The organism is Candidatus Pelagibacter sp. HIMB1517, from assembly GCF_052047895.1.
In the GTDB taxonomy this organism is placed as follows: Bacteria; Pseudomonadota; Alphaproteobacteria; order Pelagibacterales; family Pelagibacteraceae; genus HIMB114.
Map to the genome: position 1 here is coordinate 79,542 of NZ_JBNAIW010000001.1, position 15,296 is coordinate 94,837.

Annotated in this window: 22 protein-coding genes; 5 read left to right on the forward strand and 17 right to left on the reverse strand. The window is 32.1% G+C overall.

What is annotated here, in order from left to right; genetic code table 11:
* Positions 1-27 precede the first annotated feature (27 nt).
* The 4 genes from ACTTAT_RS00405 to ACTTAT_RS00420 form a co-directional block, all read right to left on the reverse strand.
* Positions 28-1,449, reverse strand: a complete 1,422-nt coding sequence (locus tag ACTTAT_RS00405) for an exonuclease domain-containing protein (RefSeq protein ID WP_440679068.1) — start codon at positions 1,447-1,449, stop codon at positions 28-30.
* On the reverse strand, positions 1,449-2,354 hold the full coding sequence (gene rmuC / locus ACTTAT_RS00410; protein WP_440679069.1) for a DNA recombination protein RmuC: 906 nt from the start codon (positions 2,352-2,354) through the stop codon (positions 1,449-1,451). The genes ACTTAT_RS00405 and rmuC overlap by 1 nt, the downstream gene beginning before the upstream one ends.
* A 116-nt stretch (positions 2,355-2,470) precedes the next feature.
* Complete coding sequence (locus ACTTAT_RS00415) at positions 2,471-3,331, reverse strand: DMT family transporter (protein ID WP_440679070.1); 861 nt, start codon at positions 3,329-3,331, stop codon at positions 2,471-2,473.
* A gap of 42 nt (positions 3,332-3,373) precedes the next feature.
* Positions 3,374-5,152, reverse strand: coding sequence for an ABCB family ABC transporter ATP-binding protein/permease (locus ACTTAT_RS00420; RefSeq protein WP_440679071.1), 1,779 nt, complete (start codon positions 5,150-5,152; stop codon positions 3,374-3,376).
* Between the two features lie 45 nt (positions 5,153-5,197).
* On the opposite strand from ACTTAT_RS00420, the gene ACTTAT_RS00425 reads away from it, so the two are divergent.
* On the forward strand, positions 5,198-5,341 hold the full coding sequence (locus tag ACTTAT_RS00425; protein ID WP_440679072.1) for a hypothetical protein: 144 nt from the start codon (positions 5,198-5,200) through the stop codon (positions 5,339-5,341).
* Between the two features lie 11 nt (positions 5,342-5,352).
* Here ACTTAT_RS00425 and ACTTAT_RS00430 read toward each other — a convergent pair whose 3' ends face one another.
* The 3 genes from ACTTAT_RS00430 to ACTTAT_RS00440 form a co-directional block, all read right to left on the reverse strand.
* Complete coding sequence (locus tag ACTTAT_RS00430; protein WP_440679073.1) at positions 5,353-6,273, reverse strand: pirin family protein; 921 nt, start codon at positions 6,271-6,273, stop codon at positions 5,353-5,355.
* A gap of 77 nt (positions 6,274-6,350) precedes the next feature.
* Positions 6,351-6,998, reverse strand: a complete 648-nt coding sequence (gene yczE / locus ACTTAT_RS00435) for a membrane protein YczE (protein ID WP_440679074.1) — start codon at positions 6,996-6,998, stop codon at positions 6,351-6,353.
* Positions 6,999-7,007: 9 nt separating this feature from the next.
* Positions 7,008-7,235 (reverse strand): hypothetical protein, encoded by a 228-nt coding sequence (locus tag ACTTAT_RS00440; protein ID WP_440679076.1) that lies wholly within the window; start codon positions 7,233-7,235, stop codon positions 7,008-7,010.
* Positions 7,236-7,294: 59 nt separating this feature from the next.
* On the opposite strand from ACTTAT_RS00440, the gene ACTTAT_RS00445 reads away from it, so the two are divergent.
* From ACTTAT_RS00445 to ACTTAT_RS00455, 3 genes are all read left to right on the forward strand, one after another.
* The gene (locus tag ACTTAT_RS00445) at positions 7,295-7,762 is read left to right on the forward strand and encodes a hypothetical protein (protein ID WP_440679077.1); all 468 of its coding nucleotides are present in this window, start codon (positions 7,295-7,297) and stop codon (positions 7,760-7,762) included.
* 215 nt (positions 7,763-7,977) lie between these two features.
* Entirely contained in the window at positions 7,978-8,127 is a 150-nt protein-coding gene (locus tag ACTTAT_RS00450; RefSeq protein WP_440679078.1) for a hypothetical protein, read from the forward strand.
* Positions 8,128-8,190: 63 nt separating this feature from the next.
* A complete protein-coding gene (locus ACTTAT_RS00455; protein ID WP_009359728.1) occupies positions 8,191-8,361 on the forward strand; it encodes a hypothetical protein in 171 nt (56 codons plus the stop codon).
* Between the two features lie 4 nt (positions 8,362-8,365).
* Here ACTTAT_RS00455 and ACTTAT_RS00460 read toward each other — a convergent pair whose 3' ends face one another.
* Complete coding sequence (locus ACTTAT_RS00460; RefSeq protein ID WP_009359727.1) at positions 8,366-8,605, reverse strand: DUF6552 family protein; 240 nt, start codon at positions 8,603-8,605, stop codon at positions 8,366-8,368.
* A 50-nt stretch (positions 8,606-8,655) separates the two neighbouring features.
* On the opposite strand from ACTTAT_RS00460, the gene ACTTAT_RS00465 reads away from it, so the two are divergent.
* Positions 8,656-9,387 (forward strand): hypothetical protein, encoded by a 732-nt coding sequence (locus tag ACTTAT_RS00465; protein WP_440679079.1) that lies wholly within the window; start codon positions 8,656-8,658, stop codon positions 9,385-9,387.
* Here the strand turns inward: ACTTAT_RS00465 and ACTTAT_RS00470 are convergent.
* The 9 genes from ACTTAT_RS00470 to ACTTAT_RS00510 all read right to left on the reverse strand — a co-directional run bounded on the left by ACTTAT_RS00470 (position 9,384) and on the right by ACTTAT_RS00510 (position 15,294).
* Positions 9,384-9,983, reverse strand: a complete 600-nt coding sequence (locus ACTTAT_RS00470) for a CBS domain-containing protein (protein ID WP_440679080.1) — start codon at positions 9,981-9,983, stop codon at positions 9,384-9,386. The genes ACTTAT_RS00465 and ACTTAT_RS00470 overlap by 4 nt on opposite strands.
* Positions 9,984-9,987: 4 nt before the next feature.
* Positions 9,988-10,113: a hypothetical protein gene (locus ACTTAT_RS00475; protein WP_440679081.1), complete on the reverse strand. Its 126-nt coding sequence runs from the start codon at positions 10,111-10,113 to the stop codon at positions 9,988-9,990.
* Positions 10,114-10,150: 37 nt separating this feature from the next.
* A complete protein-coding gene (locus ACTTAT_RS00480; protein WP_440679082.1) occupies positions 10,151-11,722 on the reverse strand; it encodes a hypothetical protein in 1,572 nt (523 codons plus the stop codon).
* On the reverse strand, positions 11,715-12,044 hold the full coding sequence (locus tag ACTTAT_RS00485; protein ID WP_440679083.1) for a gamma-glutamylcyclotransferase family protein: 330 nt from the start codon (positions 12,042-12,044) through the stop codon (positions 11,715-11,717). Before ACTTAT_RS00485 ends, ACTTAT_RS00480 begins: the two co-directional genes overlap by 8 nt.
* 32 nt (positions 12,045-12,076) lie before the next feature.
* Positions 12,077-13,171: a hypothetical protein gene (locus ACTTAT_RS00490; RefSeq protein WP_440679084.1), complete on the reverse strand. Its 1,095-nt coding sequence runs from the start codon at positions 13,169-13,171 to the stop codon at positions 12,077-12,079.
* A 68-nt stretch (positions 13,172-13,239) separates the two neighbouring features.
* A complete protein-coding gene (locus ACTTAT_RS00495) occupies positions 13,240-13,743 on the reverse strand; it encodes a cupredoxin domain-containing protein (RefSeq protein ID WP_440679085.1) in 504 nt (167 codons plus the stop codon).
* A gap of 1 nt (position 13,744) precedes the next feature.
* Positions 13,745-14,182 carry a c-type cytochrome gene (locus ACTTAT_RS00500; protein ID WP_440679086.1) on the reverse strand — a complete coding sequence of 146 codons (438 nt, stop codon included), beginning with the start codon at positions 14,180-14,182 and terminating at the stop codon, positions 13,745-13,747.
* Between the two features lie 12 nt (positions 14,183-14,194).
* Entirely contained in the window at positions 14,195-14,920 is a 726-nt protein-coding gene (locus tag ACTTAT_RS00505; protein WP_440679087.1) for an LrgB family protein, read from the reverse strand.
* Positions 14,917-15,294 (reverse strand): CidA/LrgA family protein, encoded by a 378-nt coding sequence (locus ACTTAT_RS00510; protein ID WP_440679088.1) that lies wholly within the window; start codon positions 15,292-15,294, stop codon positions 14,917-14,919. Before ACTTAT_RS00510 ends, ACTTAT_RS00505 begins: the two co-directional genes overlap by 4 nt.
* Positions 15,295-15,296 lie beyond the last annotated feature (2 nt).

The window sequence follows — 15,296 nt, forward strand, 5'->3', positions numbered from 1 at the left end:
ATGTAAGCATTAACCCCAAAGTGTCAACTAAGCTTCCTGATATTTTTTCTCTATTTCTTCAAGGAAGTTGTTGATATCATTTGTAATCGAAAGTCTCTCTTCATCTCCGTCTTCTTCATATTTAGCTCGAAGAGAATCAAGTTCGTTATAAGCTTTTGGAATGGTATTCCATTTTTCATCATTGGTACTTAAAATCCTTTTTGCAATCCCACGATGAATTTCATTATATAAATCTTTTGGCATGATATCTGGTGCTTCTTCATACATCAGTCGTTTTGCAAAATAATTATACCTTTCATCCTTCATCTTATCTGCAATCACTAACCTGTCTTTCCATTCTGCCTTTTGAAATTCTTTTAAAGCCATCTTGGTTTTATCATCTGGAAAACCACCAGAATAAATCGACTCTTCAGCTTGAACATCAAGTTGGCTATCTAAATCTTGTTTTTCTTGAGCTTCCTCTTGAAGAATAGCTGAAACTTTTTTTCCGAATTCTTCATTTTGTTTAATCTTCTCAGCTCTTTCGTTTAACTTCTTCATTCCAAGTTGCTTATAAGTATCAAAATTATTTGCATAAGTTGGGTTCATAATAATTGGGTGTTTATTATCTTTTACACTTCTTAAAATTTTAGGACTTTTTTTCATCGCTTCTTTTAGGGTAGACATATCCATATTAAAATAATCTTCAGGATCATTCTTTAAATCAAAGCACTGAGGCCAATTATAAACAGGATGATTACAAACAAAAGACACGACAAAGGGTCTTGCTTTTCCGTAAAAATATTCATTCACACAAAACAACTTTTCTTTTTGAACAATGTTTCCAACATCTTGTTTGCTCATCGTCATTAAACTTGCTTTCCAAACGCTTGGTGCTTTATCCGCAATAATTTTTGCCATCCCCATTGTTGCTAAAACATCCCCCATCGCATCGTGAGCATTATCATGTGAAATGCCATTCACGGATGCAATCTGATCAAGTTTAAATACAGCGTTTCCTTTTTCTGAAATTGGTGTCTTTAAACATTCTGGATAATAAAGATGAGCAGATCTGACTAAACCTAAAATATCTCCTCTCTTATTTCCATTGGTATTAGTTAAATACACATCGGTTAAAGATTTAAAAAAAGTTTTCCTTAAAAACTCTTCATCAAAACTAAGACTATTATAACCAATAAACATTGCTGGAGACCATTTCTCAAAAGTCTCTTTCATCATTTGCACCATTCCAAAATGAGATAAATTTGTTTTCTTAAGCATTTCAGGGGTTGTCTTGTTCACTAACAGTGCGCCAGGTTCAGGAACCGTTCCAGGTTTTAGTGAACACCTTGCTTCAAAACGATCTAAGATATCAAAGGTATCATTAACAAGAATTGCACCGACTTGAATAATCTGATCCCAAGTTGATGATCTTCCTGTGGTTTCAAAATCATAAAATACGTAATTCATTATTTTTCTATCTCCTCAACTTTAATGCCTTCTAAATTTTGAATCTTTTCAGCTCTGCTTTGAATTTTATCTGCTGAAACTTTTACGTTTCTAAATTGCTCAGCAACCAGATTAAAACGCTTTTCAATATCGGCCGTTCGTTCTGATAACCTTCCAATATCTTTTCCAATTAAACCAATTTCTTTAATTATCATTTGAGCTTTTTTATTCATTTCGCTATCTTTTAAAAAAACACGAAGGGTATTGAGTAATCCCCACAAATAAGACGGGGATACAATTAATACATTTTTCTCACGCGCTTTTCCCATTAAATCATTTTCGCTGTCTTGAATTGAACGGTATACACTTTCTGATCTTACAAACATAATAGCGTGTGGTGCTGTTTCACCTGGAATAATATAATCACCTGAAATTTTCTTAACATTCTTCATCACATCTTCTTCAAAGAGTTTTTTATATTTCTTAATTTCCTCTTCAGACTCAGATGATTTAAAAACTTTAAAATTATCTAGAACAAATTTACTATCAATTCCAATTCTTGAATTCGCATCTCCAAAATCAATTAAACAATCCACTCGTTTTCCATTACTTAATGTTTCTTGAAACTTTAAATAATTTGCAGGCAAACGATCACGTAACAATTTCTCTAGCTCTACTTCAGAAAATGCACCTCTTTCTTGTTTATCATCAAGCATATTCTGAAAGTTTTTAAATGTCGTATCAATGGAAGATTGCATAGTACCCATATTTTTCGCAGCTTCTTCAAGGACAGTAAAGCGACGTGACAATTCACTAAGCTGGGTACTTAAAACAGAGCTATCTCCCCCATCCTTTTTCTTTAAAAAAGAAAACAAGATAAAGCCAACAACTAAACCACAAGTAATATAAACAATTATTTCCATCATAATTTAATCAGCACATGTAAGGAAATATAATAAAGAACTCTAACCATTAGCTTCCCAATACAATGTTAACTAATAAATTAAAGTTACTATGATTCTTAAAAGTAGTAACTTTTAATTTATTTTTTTTCAATTAATCCATAAGCCACGCCACCAATAACAACTAAGCTGGCTAGGACGAGGTGAAGAGTTAGAACTTCGTCTAAAAGAAGTATGCCTCCAAATATTGCAAGGGGTGGAACACTCAGTTGAGCAAGGCCAGCTCGTGCAGCACCTAGATGGGGAAGGATGGTGTACCATAAAGAATAACCGCATCCGCTTGTAATCGCACCTGATATGATTGCTAAAGTTAAACCTGTTGTATCTGTGGGTGTTGGACTAGGCTGAGGAAACAAGAATAATGCCGTGACACAAATAATAAGGGCTACACAAAAATTCATAGCCGTTTCTGGGATAGGATCTTTTGCCTGTCGTCCAAGTAAGGAATAACCACCCCAACCAACTCCAGCTATAATCATCGAAAGAACTGCATTAAAAGGTAATATAATTTTACCTTCTGGTAACAACAACCAAACTAATCCACCAAGTGCAATCACAGATCCTAAAATTCTTCTCATCGTCAAGACTTCACGAAGTAATATGGATGCACCAAACATGGTCAGTTGAACCGAACCAAATAACAATAACGTTCCAAGTCCTGCATCAAGCTCAAGGTAAGCAAATGAAAATCCAAGCATATAGGTTGCAAGACAAATTCCACCATACACTCTAAGCTTTGGAGAAGAAAACAGGATGTTAACCACCTCTCTTTTTCTTAAAATCAAACTAATCAAAATTAAAACAACAGCCCCAGCACTCACTCTCCAAATGGCAAAATCACCCACACTAATATGACCACCCGCAACCGCCATTCGATTCAGAACAGAATTGGATGCAAAAGCAATTAAAGTTAAAACAGCTGCAATGGAAAGACGAAGCATTTAAATGAGATTACCAAATAACAAGTTAAACTCTAGATTTCTTTAATAAGAAGTTGTTGGTTTTTGCTTTCCCCACATTTCAAAGTATTTTCCTTTTTGCGATAACAACTCTTCATGTGTTCCTTGTTCGATGATTTCGCCCTGATTTAGTACAATAATTTGATCAGCGTTTGCTGCAGTAGAAAGACGGTGTGCAATTATAAGTGTTGTTTTATTTCTTGAGATATTTTCTAAGTTTTTTTGTATTTCTTTTTCCGTACTTGTATCAAGTGCAGAAGTTGCTTCATCAAAGAAAAATATCTTTGGGTTTTTGAGTATGGTTCTTGCTATTGCTACTCTTTGCTTTTCTCCACCAGATAACTTTAATCCCCTCTCACCAACAATCGTTTGATAACCATCTGGTAGACTCGAAATAAAATCATGGATATCTGCATTTTTGGCAGCACTTATGACTTCTTCTTCACTGGCTTTGGTATTACCGTAAGCAATATTGTAATGAATGGTATCATTAAATAAAACCGTATCTTGTGGCACTACACCTATAATTCCTCTTAAAGATTCTTGTGAAATTTTATTGATATTCATCCCATTAATAAAAATATTACCGGATTTAGGTTCATAAAATTTAAATAACAATCGACTAATCGTTGATTTACCTGCTCCTGTAGGCCCAACAATTGCAACTTTCCTTCCATCAGGAATGGTAAATGAAATATTTTTTATAATGGTTCTTCTTACATCATAATCAAAACTCACTTGCTCAAATTTAATCTCAGCAGTATTTCCTTCAGGAATTTTTTCATTCACTTCTTGAGTTGCAGGTTTAACTTCAAGCAAGCTAAACATATTTTCCATGTCTGTTAAGGATTGTCTGATTTCTCTATAAACTGAACCTAAAAAATTGAGCGGTTGGTATAATTGTAACATGTAGGCGTTTATTACGACAAATCCACCAACATCAATATCTCCATTTTTAATCCCATATGCAGACATGACTAACATAACAGTAATACCGGTCATGATTATGATTGTTTGTGATATATTTAATAATGAAAGAGCATGTCGAGTTTTGTTAGCAGCACTTTCATAATTTTCTAACGATTCATCTAATCTTTTAAATTCAAAGGACTCGTTGTTAAAATACTTAACCGTTTCATAGTTTAACAAGCTATCGATCATTTTGGTGCTAATATCATTATCAGCTTGGTTCATTCTTTTTCTAAATACATTTCTCCATTCTGTAATCGTAAAGGTTAAGTAAGCATAAAGACTGATAGTAGTTAACGTAATCACGGCATACCAAGGCCCATAAAGAAAAAATAAAATTCCTGATACTAGGAAAATTTCAAAAAAAGTCGGTACTACATTAAACAAAACATATCTTAAGAGAAAATCGATACCTTTTGTTCCTCGATCAATAAATTTTGCAAGTGCTCCTGTTTGACGATTTAAATGAAATTGTAATGATAAATTATGAAGATGTTTAAACATCGTCAAAGAAACTTGTCGTATAGAATGCTGTGAAACTTTAGAAAATAATCCATCACGAACTTGCACAAACGCAAAAGAAATGATTTGTGTAGCACCATATCCAACAATCAAAGCAATCGGCACTAACATAAATAAATTAATGCCTGAGCTTAATTCAGTTAGTGAATTTACGGATGCGCCTAAAACCAAAGGAGTACTGACACTTGCAATTTTAGCCAAAATCAATGCAATAATTGCAAAACTTACTCTTAGCTTTAAATCTTTTCTCTTATCCGGCCATAGATATGGAATGAGAAGTTTAAACGTTTTAAAGTATTTTGTATTTTGCACGCTTTACATATAACTGATTACTTATAATTTGTTACAATTAATCTTATGAACGAAAACGAATTACAACAACAACACGACAAAAAAGCTAGGCAGCGTGAGAAGGTGATCAAAACACTAATGTATCTAATGACCATGCTAGTTATTACTTTGGTTGTAGCTGGAATTTTAATAAAATTAGAAGTTATTTAAAAGAGCCAGTTTTATTTATGCTCTGGAAGTGGAATAAACTCTTTGTCATCTCCTGGAACGATAGCAAATTTTTTATTTTTCCAATCCTCTTTTGCTTCTTCAATTTTTTCTTTTGATGATGCAACAAAGTTCCACCAAATATGACGAGGACCATCCATTGCAGCACCACCTAACAACATCATACGAACATCTGTTTGTGCTTTAATCGTGATCGGATCACCCGGTCTTAACACCATCATTTGCTGCGGTTCGTATTGTGTATTTGAAATTTCAATATCACCATGAACCACATATAAAGCTCTTTCTTCATAAGTTTTTGGAATATTAATTTTCTGACCTGTCTTTAAATGTAAATCAACATAAAGTGTATCCCATTGAGTTTGGACGGGTGATTTTACTCCTTCAAAATCTCCAAGAATCACTTTGCCTTTAATATTTTCAAATTCAAACTCTGGAAGGTTTTGGCTATCAACATGAGTAAAACCTGGATCTCCATCTTCATCTTTCTTGGGTTGAGCAATCCAACTTTGAATTCCAAATAAATTTGAAGGTTGTTTTCGTATATCAAGACCTGTTCTTTCAGAATGGACTATACCCTTTCCAGCCGTCATTAAATTAATTTCACCAGGTTTTATTCTTAAATCATTTCCAAGTGAGTCTTTATGATCCATCGTTCCATTAAATAAATAAGTGATTGTGCTCAATCCAATGTGTGGATGAGGCCTAACATCTACTCCTTGATCTGTTAAAAATTCTCCAGGTCCCATCTGGTCCCAAAAAATGAAAGGTCCAACCATTTGCTTATCTTTAAATGGCAATGCTCTTCTGACTTCAAAGTTTCCAATATCTCCTACTCTTGGAACAATAACCATTTCTACTGCCTCGGGACAATTATAATCAACATTTGGATCTGCAGTAGGTAGCCAGCTCATTTTAAAATTTTTTTAAATTTCATTACTAATCGGTTGATAATTACGTAACAGATTTTATTTTTAAATTAAATACTAATCTAAATTTTATTTACTAAATATAAACTAGCAGCAACAGCTGGGCCTATTCCAAAGGCAAAGATGAGCGTTCCAATTCCAACGGTTCCTCCAAAGTACCAACCAATTAAAACCACACTAATTTCAATTGAAGCTCTGACAAACGCAATGGGCAAATTAGTAACTCGCGTAAGCCCTGTCATTAAACCATCACGTGGACCTGGTCCAAGGTTAGCTATTAAATAAATCCCACTTCCAAGTCCAACTAACAAAACAGAAACGATTGCTAATATATATTTTGAAACAATCGATATTGGTGGATCAAAATAAATTAACGTTAAATCAATAACCCCTGCAATAATGATAATATTCATTATCGTTCCAATGCCAGGCTTTTGTTTTAAAAATATCCAAAGTGATAAAACACCGACACTAACAAGAAACGTTGAAGTCCCAATCGTAATTCCTGTAATTTTAGTAATGCCTTCAGCTAATACAGACCAAGGTGAATTTCCAGTGGTTGAGACTAGTAATAATCCTTCACCTAATCCAAAAATAGCCAAACCAATGCAAAGTAAAAGAAAGGTGGAAACTTTTGGTTTAAAATTAAGTGGTTTTTCCGAGCTCCAGCTTTTTTGCGGGATGTTTTTGATTTTAAAAATTTCAAACATTAAAAGACTTTACTCTGGGTTTGCAACAAGCTCATCAATATACTTTAGCACATCATCATAAAGAGTATCAGGAATATCTTTATAACTCAGTTTAAATTTATTTTTCACACATAATGCAACATGCGCATATGGGTTTCTTCCCTTTGGATGGTTAGGATGATCTGGAAGTTTGCCTTGCAATTCATCTCCTGCTTGTTGAATACGCTTCCACAACTTTGATGCATTTTCTTTATTCATACAACTTAAAAGTTAGCTTTTATCATATTAATTTAATATGCAGTTGTTAAACTTATATTATGAAAAATTTTAAAGCATTAATTTTTGTATCTATTTTTTCTGTTACCGTTGGATTGATTGGGTTTTTAAACCATAATGATAATCTTATTAAACCCAATAGCAATTTAACTGCTTATCAAGTTCTAACTATTCAACTGCAATCATTAAAAAATAATAAAAAATTAAAGAATAACTTAGGTATCGTTCAAACTTATGAATTTGCACATCCAGAAAATAAAAAAGTAACTGGTCCTATTCAAAATTTTACTAAAATGATGAAGTCTGACGCCTATTCTATTTTACTAAATCACAACAAAACAAAAGTTGGAATTATTCATCAAGATAAATTTCATGAAGTTTATTTAATTCAAGTAAATAAAAACAATCAAACACGAACATTTGTATGGACGCTTATTACTTATATCGACGAGAACAAAAAACCTTTTTGGTATACGGTAAACGTCATTCCATATGATAAAAAAATATAATGTTTCAAAAAGAGGATATCATTACTTCACATTTGAAGAAAAAAGCTCAATCTAAGCTAACACTAGCGATTAGTGCATTTGCTGTCATTATCACTTCAACTGGATACCTGTTTAATTCAAAGGAAGTAATCTTTTTATTTTATATCTTTAATTTTATATTTTTTTATAATCTTATTATTTATTATTTATTAAAAAAAAACGATATTAACTAAATTATGATTATCAGAACTCTTATAGGTCTTAAAATTTTAAAAATGGCATTCATAGGTGGAATGGCTACTGCTTATACTATTCAAAAATGTTGTAATCAAAAAAATAAAGATAAGGCCGCTACACAAACAAAATCCCAAAAAAAAACAAAATAAATTATATATTTTTAGTCGACAAATTTATATTAGTTTACTGCAAATCTAATATGGAGGCTAAAAATGAACGGTTTATTTAAAGTATTCATGTATGCGCTTGGGAGTTTTTCAGACAAAAAAACTAAGCCATATGATAAACAAGTACTGATGGTGAGATCTTTTTGGGTCTTATTACATATCATTACTTGTTTAATGATTATAATTGGTAACGGCAGAGTAATGGGTTGGTGGTAACCAGTTATCCCAAATGATGATTAATTAATCCAACAAGATAAATGCTTGCTAACCCGGCATTTAGAAAAACTAAAGATTTTTCATTCCATAACCAACTCACAATAGCAAGTGATGTGTTACCAATTAAAAATATATAATTATAAAGCGGATAATAACCAAAAGCAGCCGTGATGGCACCAGCCATAATGGTGATCGTTGACGCCCACGCCCAAAGTTGAAAAGGTTTTGGTTTTAATTTTTCCATGACACTTAAGATTTAACTGTATTATAATATAACAAAAATTAAACGAATTTATGAAGACTGTTTTAATTGTAGGAAGTGCACCAGATGCTGCTCGAATTCAATCAATCGATTGTTCTTCAATTACTTATAAAGTTGCAATTAATAATGCATGGAGATTAAGAAAAGATTGGGACTATGTCATTTACCCAGAAGATTTTCCAAAAGAAAAACAACCCACTTCATTTGATAAAAATAAATTAATCAGCGCAAAACAATATGTGCCAGAACAAAATTCATTTGGTGGATTTATTTATGCAGGTGGAACCATGGCATTTACTACAGGCTATTGGGTCCTTGGTGCATTAAAGCCTGATGTCATTGCTTATATTGGTTGTGATATGGTTTATCCAAAAAATTCGCAAAGTCATTTTTATGGAACAGGACAAGCTGACCCTTTGAGAGATGACATTACCCTTCAATCATTAGAAGCAAAATCAGCAAGGCTTCTTGCCTTTGCAAAATCTCATGATTGTAGAATGATTAATTTAACAGAACAAAATCAATCAAGATTATTATTCCCAAAAATCAAAATGTCAGATTTTCTAAATCCAGATCAATTATCAGAAACTTTAAAAAACAAAGAACCTCAACTTAATTCAAAAGTAATGGATCAAGCTTTAAAAAAAGAAAAGGCTCTATCCTACATGGCGCCATGTGGGAGATATTGGAAAATTATAAAAGAATGTGATCCGCTCCAGCTTAAAAAATTAGATTCACTTTGGTTAGAAACTGTTTCGAGTTAATAATCGTCGGATTTATCACGCGTTGTTCTTATCGTTAAAACTGAGGTGATACCGATAATCAAAAATACGACGGATAAAATCGCAACAATATATTTTTTGTCAAAAAAATCTAAAAACAAACCTGCGAAAACTGCAAGGATCAATAATCCAGATGCAATGATTTGGTAACGCACAACATTTTTATGTTTTTGTGAAACTTGAGAATTATAATTCATTTCTGCATTTAAAAAATCTCGAATTGAAAAGAAGTCTGTCAAAGTTCCATTTTCATCAGTCACTGGCATATGTCTGATATTTTTATTTTTCATCACTCCAATGGTTTTTTCCAAATCATCTTCTAAATGAGCACTTACAATATCAGTTGTCATTATATCTTTTGCAGTTGTTAAATCTGCATCACGAGCTTCAACAACCATTTTTGTAACAATGTCTCTTTCTGAAACAATTCCAATTAATTTATTCTCATTATCAACTATAGGTACAGCACCAATCCTCTTATTTTTAATTTCGAGGGCAATTTCACTAACAGGTGTATCAGTATGATAAGAAAAATTTTCTTTAATATCTTTAAGTCCTCGAAGTAATTTAAGCTTCATTTATTTAGCATCCCCCTAATGATGTCCAATTATGTTTATCTTCGTATCTTTCAATTTCACTTTGATAAGGTGTGGCAAACACCCATCTAATCACCATAAAAAATAATAAACCTAATAAATACCAGGTCATACCCCTAGCTTACACTTTAATGAAAAGAAAAAAAATATTATTCTTTGGTGTGGAATCTAGACTTTTGAATAAACCAAACAGTTATGATTGGAATAATTAAAGTTAAAAGAGTAACGACGATTAATAACATTCCAAGTTCAGAGTAATCTGCCATGGATTGAATTTGTCCTGTAATTTTATCTTTTACTTCTCTCGTAATAATAAATATTTCATTTAAATATTTTGTCCCTAACGCATTTGCAGATAAAGCAAGATTAGTAAATGAAGCAAAGACTGCAAAGAAAGTTGCTTTTAAATGAGCCGGTGCATTTTTAGCAATCCAAGCTAACATAGGTATCATCGCAACTTGCCCTAGAGGACTTTCAAGTGCAGTATTTACAATTGCAATAAATCTAGCATCAACAATATTATTGGTAACCGATGCGGTCCATTCATGAAGCCCGTAATACATTCCAACACTTGGTAAAAATAAAACAGATCCTGCAATGGATAAAATGACAACAATTCTAGCAATGGAACTATTAGCCATAAAAGATCTAAATACCAAAATTCCAGTAAGGGTTAAGACAGATGCAATTAAAGATAGTTTTGAGAAAAATTGTTCATCAAACTTTAAAACATCAATCTCAAACCAAGAAAGCCCAGGTCCTGGTCCTGGCATCGCACGAAAAACAAATACAATAATGGCAGTTCCAACAATGGTAAAACGAAGATCATTTGGAAGCTCTTTAATCAGTTTCATCATAAGGAATAAAACAATTCCCATTGATCCTAGAAAAACAATTTCTTGTGCAAAAGGAACTCTAAATGATCCAATACTAATGGTGAAAACCACAAAGACAAAAGATCCACCTAAAATCCACCAGTTTATTTTTGTCTCTTCAGCCTCAACCCTGTTTGACAACTTTAGATAAAAAGAAAGAAAAACACCAAGGACAGATACAAAAGGAATAACAAGTGCCCATAAATAAACCGATCCATAAAGAGATACTTTTTCGGATTCATTTAATCCTTCGGTGTTACTAAAGATAATAATGTTCGCAACAGCAACTAAAACTGTTCCTCCAATAATTGCAAAACGACCAAGAGTTTGCATGGTGGTATGCATCAATTTTGTTTCTTCTTTTGAATACGCTTGCCCTTCGTGATTAACGGTAGGTACTGCTTCTACCGTCATTGCATCAGCAACCACATCTTGAATAACATAACCAACAGGCGATAATAAAACACTGATCACAAACCAAGTCTCAACAGATAAAATTTCTGCCATGGCCTTGGTATGCATAATCAATCCATACATCACTGCTAAACTGACTGCGATTAAACCTGCGCCTAGAAAAACTAAATAATTTTTTTGTCTCCAAATTAAATCAACTAAATGCCCAAGTGGCATTTTTAAAACCCAAGGTATACCTGCCCAAAAACCAAGTCCTGCTAAAAAAGCAGCAGATAAATTTAAATAATCTTTAATGAAAAACATTCCAACAATTCCAGTCAGTCCGCTCACACCAGCAGCTATATAAATCATCAGTGGTGGCAGGTAACTTAAACGAAACTGTTTACCTAGATCAATAAAGGTATGATTAAAAAACTGTAAAACTTTATTCATTTAACTCATAAATATAAGCTAATTGTTTAGATCCGTCTTTTAAATAAATTTCTGTAACAGAACGCTTATATTCTTCACCTTCAAACTCATCTAACATTTTCCAATTCTTATCAAGTTCATCAGACTCTAATAACCAGCCTTTAATTTGCTCACCTTTATTATTTAACCGAATAACTGGAAAGCCAATTTTACTTCCCCAACCTTCAGTCACTAAATTTCCACGGGCATACGCTTCTTTCCATTCACCTTTAATATGTTTTAAATATTTCTCATTTTCAGCACCAGGTTGAAGTGAGCCGTAAACAAAAAGAGCTTTAACCACTTTTTTAATTAAAATATAAATTTAAAGTAATTTTATTTAGCTAACTTAAAGAGTTTTTTACTATCAAAATCTCCAGCAATAGCATGAAATAATAATATTGATCCATTTTCTAAATTAATATGAATTCTCTGATTGCCATGTCCTCTCATTTGCACATGTCTTGACTTGATACCTCTATCAAACCAAAAATATCCTGCATAATTAGAATCTTTATACGCCTTAATCTTCATGCTCTCTATATTTCTTAGATAATTACCAATGCAACTTTGCGACTTCCAATCTTTAGCTATTTGTATAGCTATTCTTAAATAGTCCTCCCTTTCAGCATAAAACCAAGCAAATAACAGTGGCCAACCGTTTGAGTCTTCAATATAGAACATCTCAGATTTTGTGCCTGCTCTATTTGCTAAATTTTGATATGATTTTTGCAAACCGCCTGGAACTTGATTATCTACAGCTCTTGCAACAAAATCGGTGAGAAAATTATGATAATTAAATAATTTTTTTGATTTTTTTACTCCTTTAGAAGATAACAAATAATCCTTTGCAGTAGATTTTTTTCTTATAATTTTGTCAGCATAAATAAATTTTTTACTACCTGGTTTTTTTTTTGCAAAATTTAGATCCCCTGCAGACATATTGATAAGATCTTTGAATGATGAATTTTCATAAAGCGTTCCTTGAGCTTCAGGAACATAATTTACAATCTGATCATCTAAACCCTTGATATGCCCATTGCAAATTGCATCTCCAAGCATGTAACTTGCAATACTCTTCGACATTGAAAAACTATAAATTTTTGTATCTTCTTTTATCTTGTCAGATATTTGATCTATTACGATTTTTTCACCATCATAGTAAATCACACTCAATAATGAAGACTTGTCGATTATTCGATTTATTTTTTTATTTTTTTTAACGTCTTTGTTTATTTTTTTTAACGAATTTGAAGGTTTAATTATTACTTTTTTATGCTTATTTGGAATCTGTTCTATTCTAATCTTTAAGTATCGCTCTTTTTCACTTTTGCTTTTACCTTCTAAATGAGAGGCTACTAATATATTTGAAGCATAAATTTGAGTAATTATTAAATAAAATAAAATTTTAAATAAATTATTTCTAAGCATAACTGGTAATTTATACTTTGTATAAATAAAATAAACTAATTCTTTAAAATTATTTAATAACTAAAGAGTTAATTAATATTAATTTTAGAAATCATTCCAGCTTCTAAATGACCTGGAACATTGCAACCACCAAACAGCTCTGCATTTGATGTAAACTTCCATATCAGTTCTGCTTTTTGTTTAGGCTCAAGTAAAACTGAATTGGAGTGAGAATGAGCCATCTTATGGTTCATTTTTGCCATTTGTTTCATCTTCTCTTTATTAATTTTGTTTGGAAGTAAAATTTCATTCTTCATCATGTCAAGCATTTCAGGACCATGCTTTTTGTGCATTTTCATTGTTGCGATATTAAACTCATGTACCAACACACCTTTATTCTCAACAATAAATCTTACTGTTTCACCTTTTTTCACATTAATGGTTTTAGGCTCATAATAATTATCATACATATTTACTTTAATAGTTTTCGTCACATCAGAAGCTTTACCTTTCATGCCAACCATTTTCATTGCTGCTGCAAAGCTTTGTGCTGAAAATAATAATGTAAAAACTGTAATTAAAAATAATCTCATATTAATTTAATTTCATTTGATATTGATAATATTCATTAGACCAAAAAGACTTAATATAAGCAAGGACTGATTTAATCTCTTGATCATTTAACTTATCTTCAAATCCCATCATTTTACCTTCATATTTTGGAACCAGTTTAGCTAATCCATATTTGATAATATAAAACAAAGTTTTATCATCATGATGCCAGGTGTGCCCTGTCCCATTTAAAGGAGGTGCTAATCGGTGACCATCAGCATCAACTTTATCCTTCCAACCTTTTTGACCTGATAAATTAGGTTGATGGCAGGAAGCGCAATTTGCTTGGTATAATTCTTTTCCAAGATTAAACATCTCAGAACCCTTACCTGCTCTTTCAATGGTAATTTTTTCTTCGTGATGATTAGCGTATGCTGCATGAGTAAATAGCAATGATAAGATTATCAAAAAATACTTCATGACTTGATACTATTAATTAAAAATATTAATGACAATAGGAATTATTATCGAGACTGCAACACCGCTTAAAGCAAGTGCTAGAGCAGAGAATATACCAGCGGTTTTATTTCGTGACATCGCTCTTGCGGTTCCAATTCCATGTGAAGTTAAACCAATGGCAAAACCTCTTGCTGTCATATCTTTCACTTTCATAAAATCTAAAACAAAAGTTGAAAGTGATGCACCAATAATACCTGTTGCAATGGTAATAATTGCAGTGAGTGACGGAAGACCATCAATTAATTCGCTTATTCCCATGGCAATAGGAGCTGTTACTGATCTTGGTAACATACTTAAAATTAACTGCTCATCTAAACCAAAACTTTTTGCCAAATAGTATGTAATAAAAATTGCAAACAATGATCCAACTAAAAGTGTAATTGTAATACTTAAAGCTTCTTTTTGAATGAGTTTAATTTGATTATAAATAGGTATAGCAAGTGCAACAGTAGCAGGTCCTAATAAAAAATGGATAAACTGAGCACCATTAAAATAACGCTCATATTCAATATCAAATATGATTAAAATTCCAGAGACGATAAGAATTGAAATAGCAACTGGATTAACTAAAGGATTAATGTTTGATTTTTTGTATAAATAATCTCCAACTAAAAAAGCGCCAATCGTAATGGTTAACCAAAACAAAGGTTCAGTTTGTAAATAAACCCAAATTCGGTAAAGTGTTTCAACGCTATTCATTTCTTTTTTCTCTGAAGATAAAGGTTTAAATATTCCATTAATTTTGCAGTAATCCCAACGGTTAAGATCGTACCAATCACTACAACGCCAAGCACTTGGTAGAGGTTTTTTTCTAGGTAAGAAATATGCATCACCACTCCAACTCCAATGGGAACAAATAATAAAGATAAGTAACTCGTAATCGCTGTTGCTGTGCTCATCACATCTTTTTTAACATTTAAGATTTTTTTCATTTTTACTCTTCTTAAATAAATAAGGGTAAAGAGTAGAAAGATTAGACCAATTACCGGTCCTGGAATAACAAGAGCAAAAAACTTTTGAATTACTTCACCAATGAGCTGAAACAGTAAAATGACAAAAAAACCCCTAAGCATAA

Coding starts and splice junctions, on each gene's coding strand:
- ACTTAT_RS00405 (WP_440679068.1), bottom strand. CDS start 1,449: ATGAATTACGTATTTTATGATTTTGAAACCACAGGAAGATCATCAACT.
- rmuC (WP_440679069.1), bottom strand. CDS start 2,354: ATGATGGAAATAATTGTTTATATTACTTGTGGTTTAGTTGTTGGCTTT.
- ACTTAT_RS00415 (WP_440679070.1), bottom strand. CDS start 3,331: ATGCTTCGTCTTTCCATTGCAGCTGTTTTAACTTTAATTGCTTTTGCA.
- ACTTAT_RS00425 (WP_440679072.1), top strand. CDS start 5,198: ATGAACGAAAACGAATTACAACAACAACACGACAAAAAAGCTAGGCAG.
- ACTTAT_RS00430 (WP_440679073.1), bottom strand. CDS start 6,273: ATGAGCTGGCTACCTACTGCAGATCCAAATGTTGATTATAATTGTCCC.
- yczE (WP_440679074.1), bottom strand. CDS start 6,998: ATGTTTGAAATTTTTAAAATCAAAAACATCCCGCAAAAAAGCTGGAGC.
- ACTTAT_RS00440 (WP_440679076.1), bottom strand. CDS start 7,235: ATGAATAAAGAAAATGCATCAAAGTTGTGGAAGCGTATTCAACAAGCA.
- ACTTAT_RS00445 (WP_440679077.1), top strand. CDS start 7,295: ATGAAAAATTTTAAAGCATTAATTTTTGTATCTATTTTTTCTGTTACC.
- ACTTAT_RS00450 (WP_440679078.1), top strand. CDS start 7,978: ATGATTATCAGAACTCTTATAGGTCTTAAAATTTTAAAAATGGCATTC.
- ACTTAT_RS00455 (WP_009359728.1), top strand. CDS start 8,191: ATGAACGGTTTATTTAAAGTATTCATGTATGCGCTTGGGAGTTTTTCA.
- ACTTAT_RS00460 (WP_009359727.1), bottom strand. CDS start 8,605: ATGGAAAAATTAAAACCAAAACCTTTTCAACTTTGGGCGTGGGCGTCA.
- ACTTAT_RS00465 (WP_440679079.1), top strand. CDS start 8,656: ATGAAGACTGTTTTAATTGTAGGAAGTGCACCAGATGCTGCTCGAATT.
- ACTTAT_RS00470 (WP_440679080.1), bottom strand. CDS start 9,983: ATGAAGCTTAAATTACTTCGAGGACTTAAAGATATTAAAGAAAATTTT.
- ACTTAT_RS00475 (WP_440679081.1), bottom strand. CDS start 10,113: ATGACCTGGTATTTATTAGGTTTATTATTTTTTATGGTGATTAGATGG.
- ACTTAT_RS00480 (WP_440679082.1), bottom strand. CDS start 11,722: ATGAATAAAGTTTTACAGTTTTTTAATCATACCTTTATTGATCTAGGT.
- ACTTAT_RS00490 (WP_440679084.1), bottom strand. CDS start 13,171: ATGCTTAGAAATAATTTATTTAAAATTTTATTTTATTTAATAATTACT.
- ACTTAT_RS00495 (WP_440679085.1), bottom strand. CDS start 13,743: ATGAGATTATTTTTAATTACAGTTTTTACATTATTATTTTCAGCACAA.
- ACTTAT_RS00500 (WP_440679086.1), bottom strand. CDS start 14,182: ATGAAGTATTTTTTGATAATCTTATCATTGCTATTTACTCATGCAGCA.
- ACTTAT_RS00505 (WP_440679087.1), bottom strand. CDS start 14,920: ATGAATAGCGTTGAAACACTTTACCGAATTTGGGTTTATTTACAAACT.
- ACTTAT_RS00510 (WP_440679088.1), bottom strand. CDS start 15,294: ATGCTTAGGGGTTTTTTTGTCATTTTACTGTTTCAGCTCATTGGTGAA.